The 14800-nt window shown below is 41.2% G+C and carries 14 protein-coding genes, 1 pseudogene and 1 riboswitch; of the genes and pseudogenes, 2 read left to right on the plus strand and 13 right to left on the minus strand.

Annotated features, from left to right (window positions below; genetic code table 11):
- Positions 1–22: 22 nt before the first annotated feature.
- The 5 genes from purF to purC form a co-directional block, all read right to left on the minus strand.
- Positions 23–1441 carry an amidophosphoribosyltransferase gene (purF, locus tag I6N96_RS18735; protein WP_209559103.1) on the minus strand — a complete coding sequence of 473 codons (1419 nt, stop codon included), beginning with the start codon at positions 1439–1441 and terminating at the stop codon, positions 23–25.
- The gene (gene purL, locus I6N96_RS18740) at positions 1426–3648 is read right to left on the minus strand and encodes a phosphoribosylformylglycinamidine synthase subunit PurL (RefSeq protein WP_209559104.1); all 2223 of its coding nucleotides are present in this window, start codon (positions 3646–3648) and stop codon (positions 1426–1428) included. The genes purF and purL overlap by 16 nt, the downstream gene beginning before the upstream one ends.
- Complete coding sequence (gene purQ, locus I6N96_RS18745; RefSeq protein WP_209559105.1) at positions 3645–4328, minus strand: phosphoribosylformylglycinamidine synthase subunit PurQ; 684 nt, start codon at positions 4326–4328, stop codon at positions 3645–3647. Before purQ ends, purL begins: the two co-directional genes overlap by 4 nt.
- Position 4329: 1 nt before the next feature.
- Positions 4330–4578: a phosphoribosylformylglycinamidine synthase subunit PurS gene (gene purS / locus I6N96_RS18750; protein ID WP_209559106.1), complete on the minus strand. Its 249-nt coding sequence runs from the start codon at positions 4576–4578 to the stop codon at positions 4330–4332.
- 121 nt (positions 4579–4699) lie between these two features.
- Positions 4700–5413 carry a phosphoribosylaminoimidazolesuccinocarboxamide synthase gene (purC, locus tag I6N96_RS18755; protein WP_209559107.1) on the minus strand — a complete coding sequence of 238 codons (714 nt, stop codon included), beginning with the start codon at positions 5411–5413 and terminating at the stop codon, positions 4700–4702.
- Positions 5414–5707: 294 nt separating this feature from the next.
- Here purC and I6N96_RS18760 point away from each other — a divergent pair, with 294 nt between their 5' ends.
- Positions 5708–6091 carry a hypothetical protein gene (locus tag I6N96_RS18760; RefSeq protein WP_209559108.1) on the plus strand — a complete coding sequence of 128 codons (384 nt, stop codon included), beginning with the start codon at positions 5708–5710 and terminating at the stop codon, positions 6089–6091.
- A 114-nt stretch (positions 6092–6205) separates the two neighbouring features.
- Here the strand turns inward: I6N96_RS18760 and purB are convergent, their stop codons facing one another.
- The 8 genes and pseudogenes from purB to I6N96_RS18800 form a co-directional block, all read right to left on the minus strand.
- Complete coding sequence (gene purB / locus I6N96_RS18765; RefSeq protein ID WP_209559109.1) at positions 6206–7498, minus strand: adenylosuccinate lyase; 1293 nt, start codon at positions 7496–7498, stop codon at positions 6206–6208.
- Positions 7499–7512: 14 nt separating this feature from the next.
- Positions 7513–8634, minus strand: coding sequence for a 5-(carboxyamino)imidazole ribonucleotide synthase (gene purK, locus I6N96_RS18770; protein ID WP_209559166.1), 1122 nt, complete (start codon positions 8632–8634; stop codon positions 7513–7515).
- Complete coding sequence (purE, locus tag I6N96_RS18775; RefSeq protein ID WP_209559110.1) at positions 8627–9115, minus strand: 5-(carboxyamino)imidazole ribonucleotide mutase; 489 nt, start codon at positions 9113–9115, stop codon at positions 8627–8629. The genes purK and purE overlap by 8 nt, the downstream gene beginning before the upstream one ends.
- Before the next feature lie 258 nt (positions 9116–9373).
- On the minus strand, positions 9374–10702 hold the full coding sequence (locus tag I6N96_RS18780; protein WP_209559111.1) for a nucleobase:cation symporter-2 family protein: 1329 nt from the start codon (positions 10700–10702) through the stop codon (positions 9374–9376).
- A gap of 2 nt (positions 10703–10704) precedes the next feature.
- Entirely contained in the window at positions 10705–11286 is a 582-nt protein-coding gene (locus I6N96_RS18785) for a xanthine phosphoribosyltransferase (protein ID WP_209559112.1), read from the minus strand.
- A gap of 65 nt (positions 11287–11351) precedes the next feature.
- Positions 11352–11449: riboswitch (purine riboswitch) on the minus strand.
- 228 nt (positions 11450–11677) lie between these two features.
- Positions 11678–12361 (minus strand): beta/alpha barrel domain-containing protein, encoded by a 684-nt coding sequence (locus I6N96_RS18790; protein WP_209559113.1) that lies wholly within the window; start codon positions 12359–12361, stop codon positions 11678–11680.
- Positions 12362–12382: 21 nt separating this feature from the next.
- A pseudogene (locus I6N96_RS18795) lies at positions 12383–12844 on the minus strand (glycoside hydrolase family 73 protein); the annotation flags it as partial.
- Between the two features lie 275 nt (positions 12845–13119).
- Positions 13120–13635, minus strand: coding sequence for a hypothetical protein (locus I6N96_RS18800; protein ID WP_209559115.1), 516 nt, complete (start codon positions 13633–13635; stop codon positions 13120–13122).
- A gap of 160 nt (positions 13636–13795) precedes the next feature.
- On the opposite strand from I6N96_RS18800, the gene I6N96_RS18805 reads away from it, so the two are divergent.
- Positions 13796–14749 carry a Gfo/Idh/MocA family protein gene (locus tag I6N96_RS18805; protein ID WP_209559116.1) on the plus strand — a complete coding sequence of 318 codons (954 nt, stop codon included), beginning with the start codon at positions 13796–13798 and terminating at the stop codon, positions 14747–14749.
- Positions 14750–14800: the final 51 nt, after the last annotated feature.

Here is a 14800-nt window from a genome sequence, read left to right on the forward strand (position 1 = left end):
TTGCTTGGATTTATTTGATTTTCTATAGTGAAGCTAGGTATGTTGATTCGTAATCATACAAAGGCGTTGGAAAGTCGCCATTGAAATAAGCCATGCATAACCCTGAATAAGGCGCGTCATAATTCAAGCCAATAGCATCAATCAATCCTTGTTCACTTAAAAAACTCAACGAATCCGCAGTAATCAGTTCTCTAATTTCTTCGATTGAGTGATTCGCAGCAACCAGTTCTTTTCTCGTCTGGATATCAATTCCATAAAAACAAGGATATTTCAATGGCGGTGAAGCAATACGTACATGAACCTCTTTCGCTCCTGCTTCCTTCAACAGTTGAACGATTCGTTTACTAGTCGTTCCGCGAACAATCGAATCATCCACCATGATCACTCGTTTACCTTCAACTACACCACGAACTGCAGATAGCTTCATGCGTACCCCTTGTTCTCTCAACTCTTGTGTAGGCTGAATGAACGTTCGGGCAATATATTGATTCTTTACTAAGCCCATTTCGTAAGGAATACCACTGGCTTCTGCATACCCGCTTGCAGCTGATAATGAAGAATTCGGCACACCTACCACCATATCTGCTTCTACCGGAGATTCCTCTGCTAACAGCTTACCCATCTTCTTCCGTGCAGTATGGACATTCACTCCTGCAATATTTGAATCCGGCCGAGCAAAATAGATGAACTCCATCGAGCATATCGCATATTGCGTATCTTCTGTATATTTTTCGACACGGTAGCCGCTATCGTCAATAATGATAACTTCTCCTGGGCCTACATCTCGAATAAAGGTCGCACCGCTGACCTCCAGCGCACAGGTCTCGCTGGCAATCACATAAGCACCATTTTTCATCTGCCCTAAAGCTAACGGACGAAAAGCGTTTGGATCTAGCGCAGCAATCATCGCTGTCTCCGTCAACAACAGATAAGCAAATCCGCCTTTGACCTGACATAAGCTTTCCTTCAACCGTTCGATGAATGTCGGTTGTTTACTTTTTCTGATAAGATGCATCAAAATCTCTGTATCTGAATTAGAATGAAAGATTGCTCCATCCTTTTCCAGAGATGTTCTAAGACTTTTCGCATTTGTCAGATTTCCGTTATGGGCAAGTCCCACAGCTCCATCGTAAAATTTAAATAGAAATGGCTGAATATTATCAACACTGCCATTTCCCGCAGTCGCATAGCGAACATGACCGATAGCTGCCTGTCCTTTTAGCGCCGCAAGCAGACTATCTTCTTTGAACACCTCAGACAGCAGCCCTAAATCTCTGTGGCCGTTCAGTTTGCCTTGATCATTCGCAACGATTCCAGCACCTTCCTGCCCTCTATGCTGTAAGCTGTGTAAACCAAAATAGGTGACACGGGACGCATCCGGATGTCCCCAGACACCGAATACGCCGCATTCTTCATTTAAACTTCTTACTTCATAAGACATGGAATAGCTTCCTCCCATAGTTCTTTGGCTTTACGAGTACCCACCATGACTTTTCCATCCGCATTTTCAATGATGATTTCTGCTTTTTCAGTAACCACACCAATATGCTCCACGCGATCCTCCATCGTTGCTTCAAAGGCTGCCTGATTTTCCGGAGCAACCGACAATACAAATCGTGACTGTGTTTCTGAGAACAACCAAGCTGCCGATAAATCAAGTGCTGCTTCTATTCCCAGCTCATTCTTGAAGCAAGATTCAGCCAAAGCAACTGCCAGCCCGCCTTCTGAGCAATCATGGGCACTTGCAACTAACCCTTGTTGAATAGCCTGAAGAACAGCGTCTTGATTTTCCTTTTCTTCTGTTAGGTCAAATGCCATCAAGCGACCTTCTATTTTTCCTAGCTGCATTTTTTGCAGCTCACTTCCATTGAAATCCGCCTGCGTGGTGCCTACAACATAAACTAAGTCCCCGACCTTTTTGAATTCCTGTGTTGTGATATGAGAAAGATCTTGCACTAAGCCTACCATACCAATCATCGGCGTAGGATAGATTGCCTTTCCATCTGTCTCGTTATATAGGGAAACATTTCCTGAAATAACAGGTGTATCCAGAACTTCGCACGCCTTCGCAATTCCATCAGCAGACGTCCATAATTCCCAGAAACCCTCAGGCTTATCAGGCGAACCGTAATTCAGGCAATCAGTGATAGCCAATGGTTGACCTCCTGAACAGACAATATTCCGTGCCGCTTCCGCAACAGCGATTTGTCCGCCGATTTCAGGATTCAAATATAAGTAACGGGCATTACAGTCTGTCGTCATCGCTAAGGCCTTTTCTGTCCCTCTGACCCGTAAAACGGCAGCGTCACTTCCCGGTAATACAACGGTATTTGTCCGTACCTGAGAATCATAGGTTTGATAAATCATTTTCTTCGATGCAATCGTCGGCTGCTGCAATAGCTCTAGTAAGGTTTCACTTGCATCTTGAATTTCTGGTTCAAAATCAGCCATCTCTTCAAATTCTTTGATTCGAGCCGGCTCCTTTTTCTCTTTTTGATAAACTGGCGCATCTTCTGCCAACGCATCTACAGGAAGGTTCGCAACTTCTATACCTTTATGATATAAGCGATATAGACCATCATCGGTCACTTCTCCAATGGTTACTGCATCCAAATCATATTTTTTGAACAATGTCACAACTTCGTCTTCATGCCCTTGTTCAACACAAATCAGCATACGCTCTTGTGATTCAGAAAGCATCATTTCGTATGGCGTCATACCTGTCTCGCGCTGTGGTACATCATCGAGATACAGCTTTAATCCAGAACCAGCTTTAGACGCCATTTCTGAACTGGAAGACACCAAGCCAGCTGCACCCATATCTTGAATACCTACTAAAATATCTGCATGTTCTAAAATCAATTCCAAACAAGCTTCCAGAAGAAGCTTCTCCATAAATGGATCGCCTACCTGAACAGCTGAACGCTGCTGCTCTTCTCCTTCAACAAATTCCTCCGACGCAAAGGTTGCTCCATGGATACCATCACGACCGGTTTTTGCCCCTACGTACATAATCGAATTGCCGACACCCTTTGCCTGACCTTTTTGAATATCCTTATGATCGATCAAGCCAACACACATGGCATTGACTAGTGGATTTCCTTCATAGCAGGGATCAAAAGCTACCTCGCCGCCAACCGTTGGAATCCCAATACAGTTTCCATAACCGCTGATTCCGGCAACAACTTCCTCTAATAAATATTTTGTTCGCTGATTATCCAGTTCGCCAAAGCGCAGTGAATCCAAAATTGCGATGGGACGTGCACCCATACTGAAAATGTCACGAATGATACCGCCGACGCCTGTTGCCGCTCCTTCGTATGGTTCAACCGCAGAAGGATGATTATGACTCTCAGCCTTGAACACAACAGCTTGGCCATCACCAATATCAACGATCCCTGCTCCTTCGCCCGGACCTTGCAATACCTGAGGACCGGAAGTAGGGAATTTTCTTAATACTGGTTTTGAATTCTTATATGAGCAGTGCTCACTCCACATAACAGAAAATAACCCTGTTTCTGTATAGTTCGGCATTCTTCCAAGAATGTCTTCGGCGATCATTCGATATTCTTCATCAGTCAGACCCCATTCTGCATAAATCTTATTGTCTTTGATTTCCTGAGCAGTCGGTTCATTTATTTTCATCATGCTAAATTATTCACCTTTCCAAAATTATTGATGATCGATTGAAAGAAACGGCGTCCATCTTCAGAGCCTAACAGGCTTTCCACCGCTCTCTCCGGGTGAGGCATCATACCAAGAACATTGCCTTTTTCATTGATGATTCCAGCAATATCTGCCACACTTCCATTTGGATTGTCATTCGAGTAAGTAAAGACGATCTGGTTATTGTCTTTCAGCTGTTGCAGTGTTTCTTCATCACAATAATAGTTTCCTTCACCATGAGCGACAGGAATTTGAATGATTTCATCCTGTTCATAAGCAGAGGTGAATCTCGTTTCAGCGTTGACAACCTTCAGTTCGGCTGTTTTACAGACAAAGTGCAAAGACTTATTTCTAATCAATGCTCCCGGAAGTAAACCGGCTTCTGTCAGAATTTGGAATCCATTACAGGTACCAAATACTGGTTTGCCTTCTTCAGCAAAGCGAATCACTTCTTCAATAATTTTAGAAAAACGGGCAATCGCACCACAGCGCAGGTAGTCTCCATAAGAGAATCCACCCGGTAATAGAACACCGTCAAAGCCCTCAAGACTTTCCGCATCATGACGTACATATTCTGCTTCAGCACCAAGAACATCCTTTACAGCCCAAAGCATATCCATGTCACAATTCGATCCTGGAAAAACGATCACTGCAAATCTCATGCTATTCTTCCTCCATGATTTCATAACGATAAGTTTCCATATTGACATTTGCTAAAAGGCTGTCACAAATCTTTTCAATTGCTTCTTCGATTGGCTGGTCTGATTTAGCTACCTTGATTTCAAAATATTTGCCAATTCGAACCTCTTCGATTGCTTCATAGCCTAAACGATGAATCGCTCCCTTAACTGCTTCTCCCTGTGGGTCTAATACTGAATCCTTATACGTTACATATACTTTTACAAAATACATTTAATACGCTCTCCTATCTCTTATAAGTTCTTTAAAAACGATCTATTACTGTTGTTCCCTCACCCATTCTGGCAAAAAAGGTACATTTCTTACGAAGAATCTTCACACAGAATGTATATGATTATTTATTTTTTAGCCTTGAGAATACTTCCTGATATACTGGGACAATGTCACCCAAATCTTTGCGATAGACGTCCTTATCCAAATGCTCATTCGTTTCCTTATCCCACAATCGACACGTATCCGGGGAAATTTCGTCTGCCAACAGAATACTGCCGTCAGCTGATCTGCCGAACTCTATCTTAAAATCGATCAAACGAATGCCGATCTCGTCGAATAACGTGATCAACACTTCATTTATTTTTCGTGCTGCTGCCTTAAGAACAGCAATTTCTTCATCATTGGCAATCCCTAAGATTTTCACATGGTCATCATTGATAATTGGATCATCCAGCGCATCTTCCTTGTAGTAGAACTCTAATACTGGGAAATCCAATAATTTCCCTTCCTCCACTGCCAATCTTTTTGAAAAACTTCCGGTAGCATAATTACGAACAACAACTTCCAGAGGGATGATATCAACCTGTTCAACTAATTGTTCGTCATTTGATAATTGTCGGATAAAATGACTTTCTATTCCTTTTACAGCCAGTTTTTCAAATATGCTGGAGGTGATTTGATTGTTCAGCTCTGCCTTTCCAAGAACTTCATCTTTTCTTGCGCCGTTCAAAGCCGTTGCCTGATCAAGGTATTGCACCCATAAGTGCCCTTCCTCATCCGTAGCAAACAACTTTTTTGCCTTCCCTTCGTAAAGTAATTCTCTCTTTTTTACCAATGATTAACTTCCTTTCCAAATGATATAATGAGATCACATAAAAATAGTTCGTTCTTTATCTTGTTTACATTTTAACAAGCCTAAAATGAACAGTCAACGAAAACTGAACTTTATAATCAAAACAAAACAATAACGTTCGTGTTTAACGAAAAATAAATGTATAGAATTTTTTAAGATTTTTCTCTTCTAATGGTAAGCATTTACATTTTATACGTTCAGTGGTATTCTAAAAGAAATAATTACAGTAAAAAAATAATTTTATGATGTTTTTTGATTGTAGGGAGGATTAATCACATGCAGGACGACTACGGAACCATTGCTCAGGATTTCTTGGAATCTCTTTCTCAACGTGATAAAACACGCTTATACAATGACCTGTTAGCTTTGAAAGCTGTACATAATATGAATCAAGATCGAACTTATTACACGTTCAAAAATATTAAACGCAGTGTAAAAAAATATTCTGAACGAAGAAAACGTTCTTTCCACTATGTAAACAACCAAAACGTTGAATTGATGATTCATCAAATACATGAACAGCACTTTTTCAAAAATGCATACCGTATCGAAGTTTATATAGGAAAACACGAATGCAGCTATGAGTTTATCGAAAGACTGCTTCAGACTATCCAAACAGCACCTAAAATGCAGGCTGCTTATCAAGAAATTTTAGCTTAAAACATTTAGAAGACTGAAATCCAAAAGGGTTTCAGTCTTCTTTCAGCTTCATTCATATACAAAAAAGGATACAGGAACAGACCGTTGAATGGTTTGTTCCTGTATCCTTTTAGATTATAGCCCTACACGTTCAAAGATCGTGTCGACATTCTTCAAATGATAATTATAGTCAAATGCGTCATCCAGTTCATCCTGAGAAAGAACTGAAGTGATTTTTTCATCTTGCTCTAGAAGCGGTTTGAAATCAGTTTGATGATCCCAAGCGTAAGCCGTTTTAGGCTGTACCAAATCATAAGCTTCTTCCCGAGTCATTCCATGATCGATCAGCTTCAGCAATACACGCTGGCTGTAAATCAATCCGAAGGTGGCATTCATATTTCGTTTCATATTTTCCGGGAATACAGTCAGATTCTTCACGATATTACCGAAGCGGTTCAGCATATAGTTCAACAGCATCGTAGTATCAGGGATAATGATTCGTTCTGCCGAAGAATGAGAGATGTCTCTTTCATGCCATAACGAAACATTTTCGTAGGCTGTAACCATATGTCCTCTAATCACGCGTGCCAGACCGCTCATATTTTCAGAGCCGATTGGGTTACGCTTATGGGGCATTGCGGATGAGCCTTTCTGACCTTTCGCAAAGAATTCCTCAACCTCTCTTGTTTCAGATTTCTGCAAACCACGAATCTCAGTAGCGAATTTTTCAATACTAGTAGCAATCAATGCCAGTGCTGAAAAATACTCTGCATGTAAATCGCGAGGAAGAACCTGAGTTGAGATTTCCTGTGCACGAATCCCTAGCTTATCACAAACATACTCCTCTACAAATGGAGGAATATTGGCAAACGTACCTACTGCTCCGCTGATTTTTCCAGCCTCAACACCTTTTGCAGCATGCTCAAAACGTTCAATATTTCGTTTCATTTCAGAATACCATAATGCCAGCTTCAAGCCGAATGTCGTAGGCTCTGCATGGACCCCATGTGTCCGCCCCATCATCACCGTATGCTTATGTTCTTTCGCTTTCTCTCCAATGACCTCTGTGAAAGTCTGCAAATCTTTTCTCAAGATATCATTTGCCTGCTTCAGCAAGTATCCGTAAGCAGTATCTACAACATCTGTACTTGTCAGTCCGTAATGGACCCATTTTCGTTCATCTCCAAGGGTTTCTGATACCGCTCTTGTGAACGCCACCACATCATGTCTGGTAGTTTCCTCGATTTCAAGGATTCTTGCAACATCGAAGGAAGCATGCTCTCTGATTTTCTTCACGTCTTCTTTAGGGATTTCTCCTAATTCCGCCCATGCTTCATCAGCTAGAATTTCCACCTCGAGCCAAGCCTGGTAGCGATTTTCATCTGTCCAAATATTTCTCATTTCCGGTCTTGAATAGCGATCGATCATTGTTTTATCCCTTCCTAATCCCAAATACTGGTTTGATAAATTTCTTCTAATGTATCAAAAATGTCATCGGTCAAAATAGTGATATGGCCCATTTTTCTCCCTGGCTTTGCCTCTGATTTACCATAGTAATGAAAATGCCAATCCATCTTTTCAGAAATATAATCCATTGTTTCATAGATTTCTTCTCCCATGATATTGACCATCACTGCATCAGACAATAGCTTGATTGATGGGATCGACCAGCCGCAAATTCCACGGATATGTGTGTCGAATTGGCTGAAGCTGCAGGCTTCGATTGTGTAGTGTCCTGAATTGTGAGGTCTCGGTGCCAACTCATTAACATAAATCCCACCATTATTTGTCAGGAACATCTCTACAGCGAGTGTTCCGGCTAAATTGACCTCTTTTGCAATCAATCTGGCAATTCGCTGTGCTTCTTCTATTACTTCATCGTCTACTCTTGCAGGTACAATCGTTTCATGAAGGATGTTGTTTCTATGAATATTTTCTACAACAGGAAATGTTTCAATATCTCCACTGCCATTTCCTGAAACTAATACTGAAATTTCTTTTTCAAACGGAATCCAAGCTTCCAATACACAGGTTCCTTCTTTTAGTAAATTCATAGAAGGAGCCAAATCAGAGGGACTATATAAAACATACTGACCCTTTCCATCATAGCCGCCACGTGTGGTTTTCAATACGCAAGGATAACCAATACCATCGATTGCATCTTGTATATCTGTCGGACTCACAATCGTCGCATATGGCGCAATCACGACATTATTAGACTCTAAAAAACTCTTTTCCAGTAAACGGTCCTGTGTGATTGCCAGCAAATCCGTTCCCTGAGGAATATCTACTAAATGCTGAATATGTATCAAACTATCAACATCGACATTTTCAAACTCATAAGTCACAACCTGAGATCTATTCGCCAGTTCCTCCAGCGCTTCTAAATCATTATATTCAGCTAATAAATGCCAGTCTGCTACTTGAGCAGCAGGGCAATCAACGCTTGGATCTAATACAGCAATTCGAAAACCCATTTCCTTGGCACTTAAGGCCATCATTTTTCCTAATTGCCCGCCGCCGACAATTCCGATCATCTGCCCCGGTAATACAGGCTTATTCAAGGTCATCACTACTTTCCATCACGATTTGTTCAAGAGATTCACGTCGCTCTTTTAATTTTTCCGCTATCTCTAAATCATACATGGAAAGCATCTGAACTGCAAGTAGTCCGGCATTGGTTGCTCCAGCTTTTCCGATCGCTGTAGTAGCAACTGGTACACCGCCCGGCATTTGAACGATCGACAACAAAGAATCCAGCCCGCTCAAGGCTTTGGATTGTACCGGAACACCAATTACCGGCAATGTTGTTTTCGCTGCAACCATGCCCGGTAAATGTGCAGCGCCGCCAGCTCCTGCAATAATCACCTTGATTCCCCGTTCCCTAGCTGTTTCAGCAAAGGTAAACATATAATCAGGTGTTCGATGGGCAGAAACAACTTTTTTTTCATAGGGAATCTGAAATTCTTCAAGGATATCACAGGCGAGCTTCATCGTTTCCCAATCCGATGTACTCCCCATGATCACAGATACTACAGTAGACATAATTCAACCCTCTCTATGGTTTTTATTAGTTCCATTTTAGCAACCTCAAACACAGGTGTCAAAGAAATATCGAATGTTAATTCTTTTTTTAATGTTATCGTTCGTGTTTAAACCAAATTCTGCTTCATACAAAATCTCAAGCCAAGTATATCTTCTTATAAATATAAGGACTGCTTCATATCTTACGATAATGGAGTCAGGGAACTGCAAAAAGAGGAGAAAATCACCTGTTGATCTTCTCCTCTTCTATTCAACTTTCTATTCCTCAGTCTGACTGTCTTCAGATTTTACTCCATTGAATAAGAAATTCAATACGATAGCTGAAAGACTACTCATTACAATACCATTACCAGTAAACATAGTGATCGTTTCCGGCATTTTAGCAAATAGCTCCGGCATCATATTGAAGCCCAGACCGAAACCAATAGAGACAGCAATAATCAGCAAATTTTTATCATTTTGGAAATTGACCTTGGACAGCATCTTCATTCCCTGAACAGCGACCATACCAAACATTACCAACATCCCTCCACCTAATACTGGTTCCGGAATGATTTGAGCAGCAGCACCGAACTTAGGAAGCAAGCCTAAAATAATCAAGAAAAATGCAGAAAAATAAATCGGCTTGCGAGTCTTTATTCCTGACAGCTGAACCAAACCTACATTTTGAGAAAAGCCTGTGTAAGGGAATGTGTTAAAAATACCACCTAGAATGACCGCCAGTCCTTCTGCGCGGTATCCCTTTTTCAATTCCTGTTCGCCAACATGCTTGCCAGTGATATCGCCCAAGGCAAAGTAAACACCTGTTGACTCTACCATGCTGACAATTGAAATAATGATCATCAGAATAATAGAAGAAACATCAAAAGTCGGTGTGCCAAAGTAAAAGGGCTGTGGAAAATGGAACCACGTTGCCTCACCAATCGGCTGTAGATCCACCATACCTAAAACCGCAGCTAAAGCCGTACCACCAGCTAAACCAACTAATACCGAGATGGAGCGAATAAACCCTCGGCCCCACACTTGAACAATGACAATCAAAGCAATGGTAGTAAATGCCAGCAGCAGATTATCTGCTGAGCCAAAGGTCGGATCACTAGCCAGACCTCCACCCATTTTTTCAACAGCAACTGGGATAAGTGTCAAACCAATCACAGTAATAACCGTTCCTGTAACCAGTGGTGGAAACAAGACTTTTATTTTTGAGAATACACCGGAAATCAATACAATAAAGATTCCCGCAGCAATGATCGAACCATAAATAGCACCGACACCCTTATCAGTACCAATCATGATCAAGGGAGCAACTGCCTGAATCGCACATCCCAAAACAACAGGTAACCCGATACCAAAAAACTTATTGACTGTCAATTGAAGCAGGGTCGCTACACCGCACATAAAGATGTCAATCGAAATCAAGTATGTCATCTGCTCTGTATTAAAGTTCAGACCTGTTCCTATTAATAAAGGGACTGCCACCGCTCCTGCATACATAGCCAACAGGTGCTGTAATCCGAGAACGGCACTTTGAGCTGTAGACGTTTCAGGATGGTTCTTTTCTATCGCCGTATACTTACTTTGCGCCATTCCTATGCGTCCTCCTCAAGAAATTCAACTGTATGATTTTTCAATGAAGCAATTCGAGCCAAAGAAACAACCTTCAAGCCCATTTCCTCCAAGAGCTCCCGACCATCCTGAAAAGATTTTTCAATCAGAATACCGATACCGGAAACAGATGCACCAGCCTGCTGGCAAAGCTCTACTAAGCCTTTTGCCGCTTGACCATTCGCTAAAAAATCATCGATGATCAGAACTGTATCACCTTCAGATAAGAATTTTTTAGAAATAGATATTTGACTGGTTACCTGCTTAGTAAACGAATAAACAGATGATGTCAGCAATTCCTCATCCATCGTCAGGCTCTTTGCTTTACGAGCAAAGATCATCGGTATATCTAGAGCTTGCGCTGCATATAATGCCGGAGCGATGCCCGACGCTTCGATCGTCACTACCTTGGTGATTCCTTGATCCGCAAATACCTCAGCAAATCGTTTACCTATTTTTTCCATCAGCTCCGCATCTACCTGATGGGTAACAAAGCTGTCAACCTTTAAGACACCGTCACCTAGGACCTGTCCATCTTTTTTGATTCGTTCCACTAATTCTTTCATTCTAATGATCTCCTCCCAAAATACTAAAAAACCCCTTCTCTGCAAAGCAAAAAAGAGGTTCGAATTGAACACGCTTTTCCACCTATAGTCCGACATTTACGGCGTCGGGTAGAGACGGTCATCCCTATCATGACCATATATAAGCTCAAAAATTGATATCCCTTATTATCCTCCAAAATGAAAAAAATGCAAGGAACAGCTTCAAAAACTACCCTTAGAATTTTCTCATAAAATAGAAGAAGACAACAGAAAAACGCTTACCTTCCTGCTATAGACAAGATAAATGACTGAATGGCTTTCATATCTGCTGCGACCATATTGCCTCGATATCAACTGCTTTATTCTGCTGAAACAAAAAGATCAGAAGCAGCTGCTTCTGATCCGATTTCCTTTATACCGTATCCTGTTTTTCCTGTTCCCGATATTTCGCCATTTTCTTACTGAACAGCTCCCCATTCGTTGGAGGTGTATAAGTGACTGCATTGGCTCCTGCCTCAATCGTCTCTTCGATAGATGCTTCTGTCGGTCCTCCTGTAGCAATGATCGGCAAGTCAGGATATTTTTCCCGAAAATGTCTGACCGTGTCCGCCGTATCTTTTCCGGCACTGATATTGATAAGAGTAACGCCTGCCTCTAGTTTATCATCTAAAGGAGTAAACTTTGACGTAACGGTACTGATTACTGGAATGTCCACTACATCACAGACGCTTTTGATTGTCTCTATCGGTGTCGGCCCATTTAACACAACACCAATTGAGCCCTGTGACTCTGCAAACAGACTCATATATGCAGAGCGCGTTCCCTGAGTCAATCCCCCGCCGACACCTGAAAAGACGGGAATATCTGCAGCTTCAATGATACTTTTCGTGATAGCAGGGTGCGGTGTGAATGGATATACTGCAATGACTGCATCTGCGTTTGTATTCCGAATGATGGCAATATCTGTCGTAAAAATGATCGAACGAATCTTCTTACCAAATATTTTGATTCCACTAGCTTGACTGATGACCTCAGGTACTTGAATGATATCCTGTTTCAGCGGCGTTGTGATTTCCGGTATCCATAGCTTCTCCATACAGACACTTCCTTTCTTTTATCAATAATCATATTTATTTAGATTATAAGTTTCGATCACATGGATCACCTTTGATGCGTAATCCGGATCTGTGGCATAGCCGGCAGTCTGCAAAGCCTCAGCTGCTTCCTTATAGTTATTAGCTAAAAGAACATTTTCATATAAACGAGGGTCCCAATCTACACCATTCACGAAAAGCTTCGTGTGGTCATCCATTGACTCTTCCCAAGTATCATATACTCGGAAATCCCCCTGTATCGTTACCCATACCTCATTTATGTACTCCTGTGTTTCCAGATTTACTTTTCTCTGCTCACCATAAGCTTTGATCCCAAACAAGTTGTTATATTCCGAAGCCAGGGTGCTTTGTCCCCAATTCGACTCAAGTATTCCCTGACCGATGATGATGCTTGGAAGAACACCATAAGAAGCCTGTAATTCCTGGGCGTGCGGTCTGATCCGTTCAATAAACTCTTCCTTTGAGACAGTCTTATTATCTTGTGTCTCAATCACATCTTCCGCACTATTGCCGAAGTACATCCGGAAAGAAAGTACAAAAACTCCCGTTAGTACAAGCAATCCTATTAGAAGAATTGGAAGCCTATTCTTTTTACGCCTTTTTAATGTCATAAAATCCCTACTTTATCTTTACTATACATCTCTTATATCGATGAACATTCTAGCAAACTATACAATAAAACTGTTGATAATACAAGGCAGTTATCATAACGTTTGTTATTTTTAAATAATTTATACAATTATTCCCCAACATAGGTTTCCATCAGATTTTCATCGACCCAATCTAATAGCTCGACTTTTGATCCATCCAGCTGCGGCTGTAGTCTTGACGGCAGACGGAAGGTTAGAATATCATCAAAACCCCATTCTCCATAGGAAACCGAAACCTTTAGATTAATAAAGCTTTCGTCTTCATTCGCTCCGCCTGAAGGCAACAGCTCGGCTCTCCCTACATCGTTTTTCAGCCATTTCCCGGCAATGATCGTTTTCAGACGCTTATACTCTGAAACAGCAATATTTCTTTTTTCAGGGAACAATACAGTCTGACGCATGACTTTTTGTGTCAGCATCCATTCGTAATCAGTAAACAGCGTTTTTATCTTCTGCATATCTTCATTACTTAAATTACCGGTCCCTTTTTTCCAATTTGACCATTGTTGTTCATCAATATTCAAATGATCCAAGTAAAAGGCTTCTTCTGACGTATATTGTTCAATGATCGCACTTATAATGATATCTATATATACTTGGTGCATACCAATCCCCTCCTCTTATTCATTTTACTTAAAAAAAGGAGAAAAATCATCTATTTGTCTCTAAAAAAAGGGAAACTTTCTTTTTTTCGCCATTTTCTTTCACTGTTTTCCTCTTCTTTTGTATAATGAAGAAAATAGCTTACCACAGGAGGACGAATTTTTGAAGAAATATAACTGGGGAATTATTGGTCTTGGAGAAATTGCTCATCAATTTGCATCAGGATTTGAACAAGAACAAAGTCAGCTTACCGCTGTTGCTTCACGTACAAAGGATAAAGCGCAGGCCTTTGCTGAAGCATATAACATCCCAACGTTTTATGGCTCCTACGAGGCGCTTCTTGCAGACGAGACCATTGATATCATTTATATCGCAGTTCCTAACAAACAGCACCACAGTCACATTATGCAAGCCCTGAATGCTGGTAAACATGTGCTGTGTGAAAAAGCCATTACGATGAATAGTGCTGAACTGATTGAAGCAATGGCACTTGCTGAAGAAAAACAGTTGATTTTGGCAGAAGCAATGACGATTTTCAATATGCCTCTGTATAATGAGCTGAGACATATTATTGATACTGGTAAATTTGGAAAACTAAAAATGATTCAAGCACCTTTTGGCAGCTACAAAGAACCTGATCTGAAAAATCGCTTTTTCAATCCCGACCTGGCAGGCGGAGCCCTATTAGATATCGGTACCTATGCCGTCTCCTTCGCTCGCTGGTTCCTGACTGAACAGCCTTCTGTCAAAGCTTCTGTAATGGAACCTTTTTCTACCGGGGTAGATGAACAGTCCGTAACGATTTTGCAAAATGAAAAAAACGAGATGGCTGCCGTAACACTAAGCTTTCAATCAAAAGCGCCAAAAGTAGGGATTGTGTCATTTGAAAATGCCTATATCACTATTACCGATTACCCACGAGCGGATCAGGCACATATCTATTTCAATGACGGCACAACTGAAACTGTTATTTCAGGCTCCACTGATCAGGCCCTTAATTATGAAATCCAAACGATGATCGATGTGATTGACGGTCGCACAACCAACCGTTCCCTCTTTATGACAAGAGACGTGATCGATCTGCTTGATCAGATGCAGCAGGAATGGAAAAAGTAACAGATATTGCTAATTAGATAATAGAAAATAGCTAAAGCAACGGAAAGATTC

The organism is Enterococcus larvae (assembly GCF_017830045.1).
Taxonomy (GTDB): domain Bacteria; phylum Bacillota; class Bacilli; order Lactobacillales; family Enterococcaceae; genus Enterococcus_L; species Enterococcus_L larvae.

Excerpts from the sequence above, each read along its gene's own strand:
- purF (WP_209559103.1), bottom strand. The coding sequence starts at position 1,441 with ATGTCTTATGAAGTAAGAAGTTTAAATGAAGAATGCGGCGTATTCGGT.
- purL (WP_209559104.1), bottom strand. The coding sequence starts at position 3,648 with ATGATGAAAATAAATGAACCGACTGCTCAGGAAATCAAAGACAATAAG.
- purQ (WP_209559105.1), bottom strand. The coding sequence starts at position 4,328 with ATGAGATTTGCAGTGATCGTTTTTCCAGGATCGAATTGTGACATGGAT.
- purS (WP_209559106.1), bottom strand. The coding sequence starts at position 4,578 with ATGTATTTTGTAAAAGTATATGTAACGTATAAGGATTCAGTATTAGAC.
- I6N96_RS18760 (WP_209559108.1), top strand. The coding sequence starts at position 5,708 with ATGCAGGACGACTACGGAACCATTGCTCAGGATTTCTTGGAATCTCTT.
- purB (WP_209559109.1), bottom strand. The coding sequence starts at position 7,498 with ATGATCGATCGCTATTCAAGACCGGAAATGAGAAATATTTGGACAGAT.
- purE (WP_209559110.1), bottom strand. The coding sequence starts at position 9,115 with ATGTCTACTGTAGTATCTGTGATCATGGGGAGTACATCGGATTGGGAA.
- I6N96_RS18780 (WP_209559111.1), bottom strand. The coding sequence starts at position 10,702 with ATGGCGCAAAGTAAGTATACGGCGATAGAAAAGAACCATCCTGAAACG.
- I6N96_RS18785 (WP_209559112.1), bottom strand. The coding sequence starts at position 11,286 with ATGAAAGAATTAGTGGAACGAATCAAAAAAGATGGACAGGTCCTAGGT.
- I6N96_RS18790 (WP_209559113.1), bottom strand. The coding sequence starts at position 12,361 with ATGGAGAAGCTATGGATACCGGAAATCACAACGCCGCTGAAACAGGAT.
- I6N96_RS18800 (WP_209559115.1), bottom strand. The coding sequence starts at position 13,635 with ATGCACCAAGTATATATAGATATCATTATAAGTGCGATCATTGAACAA.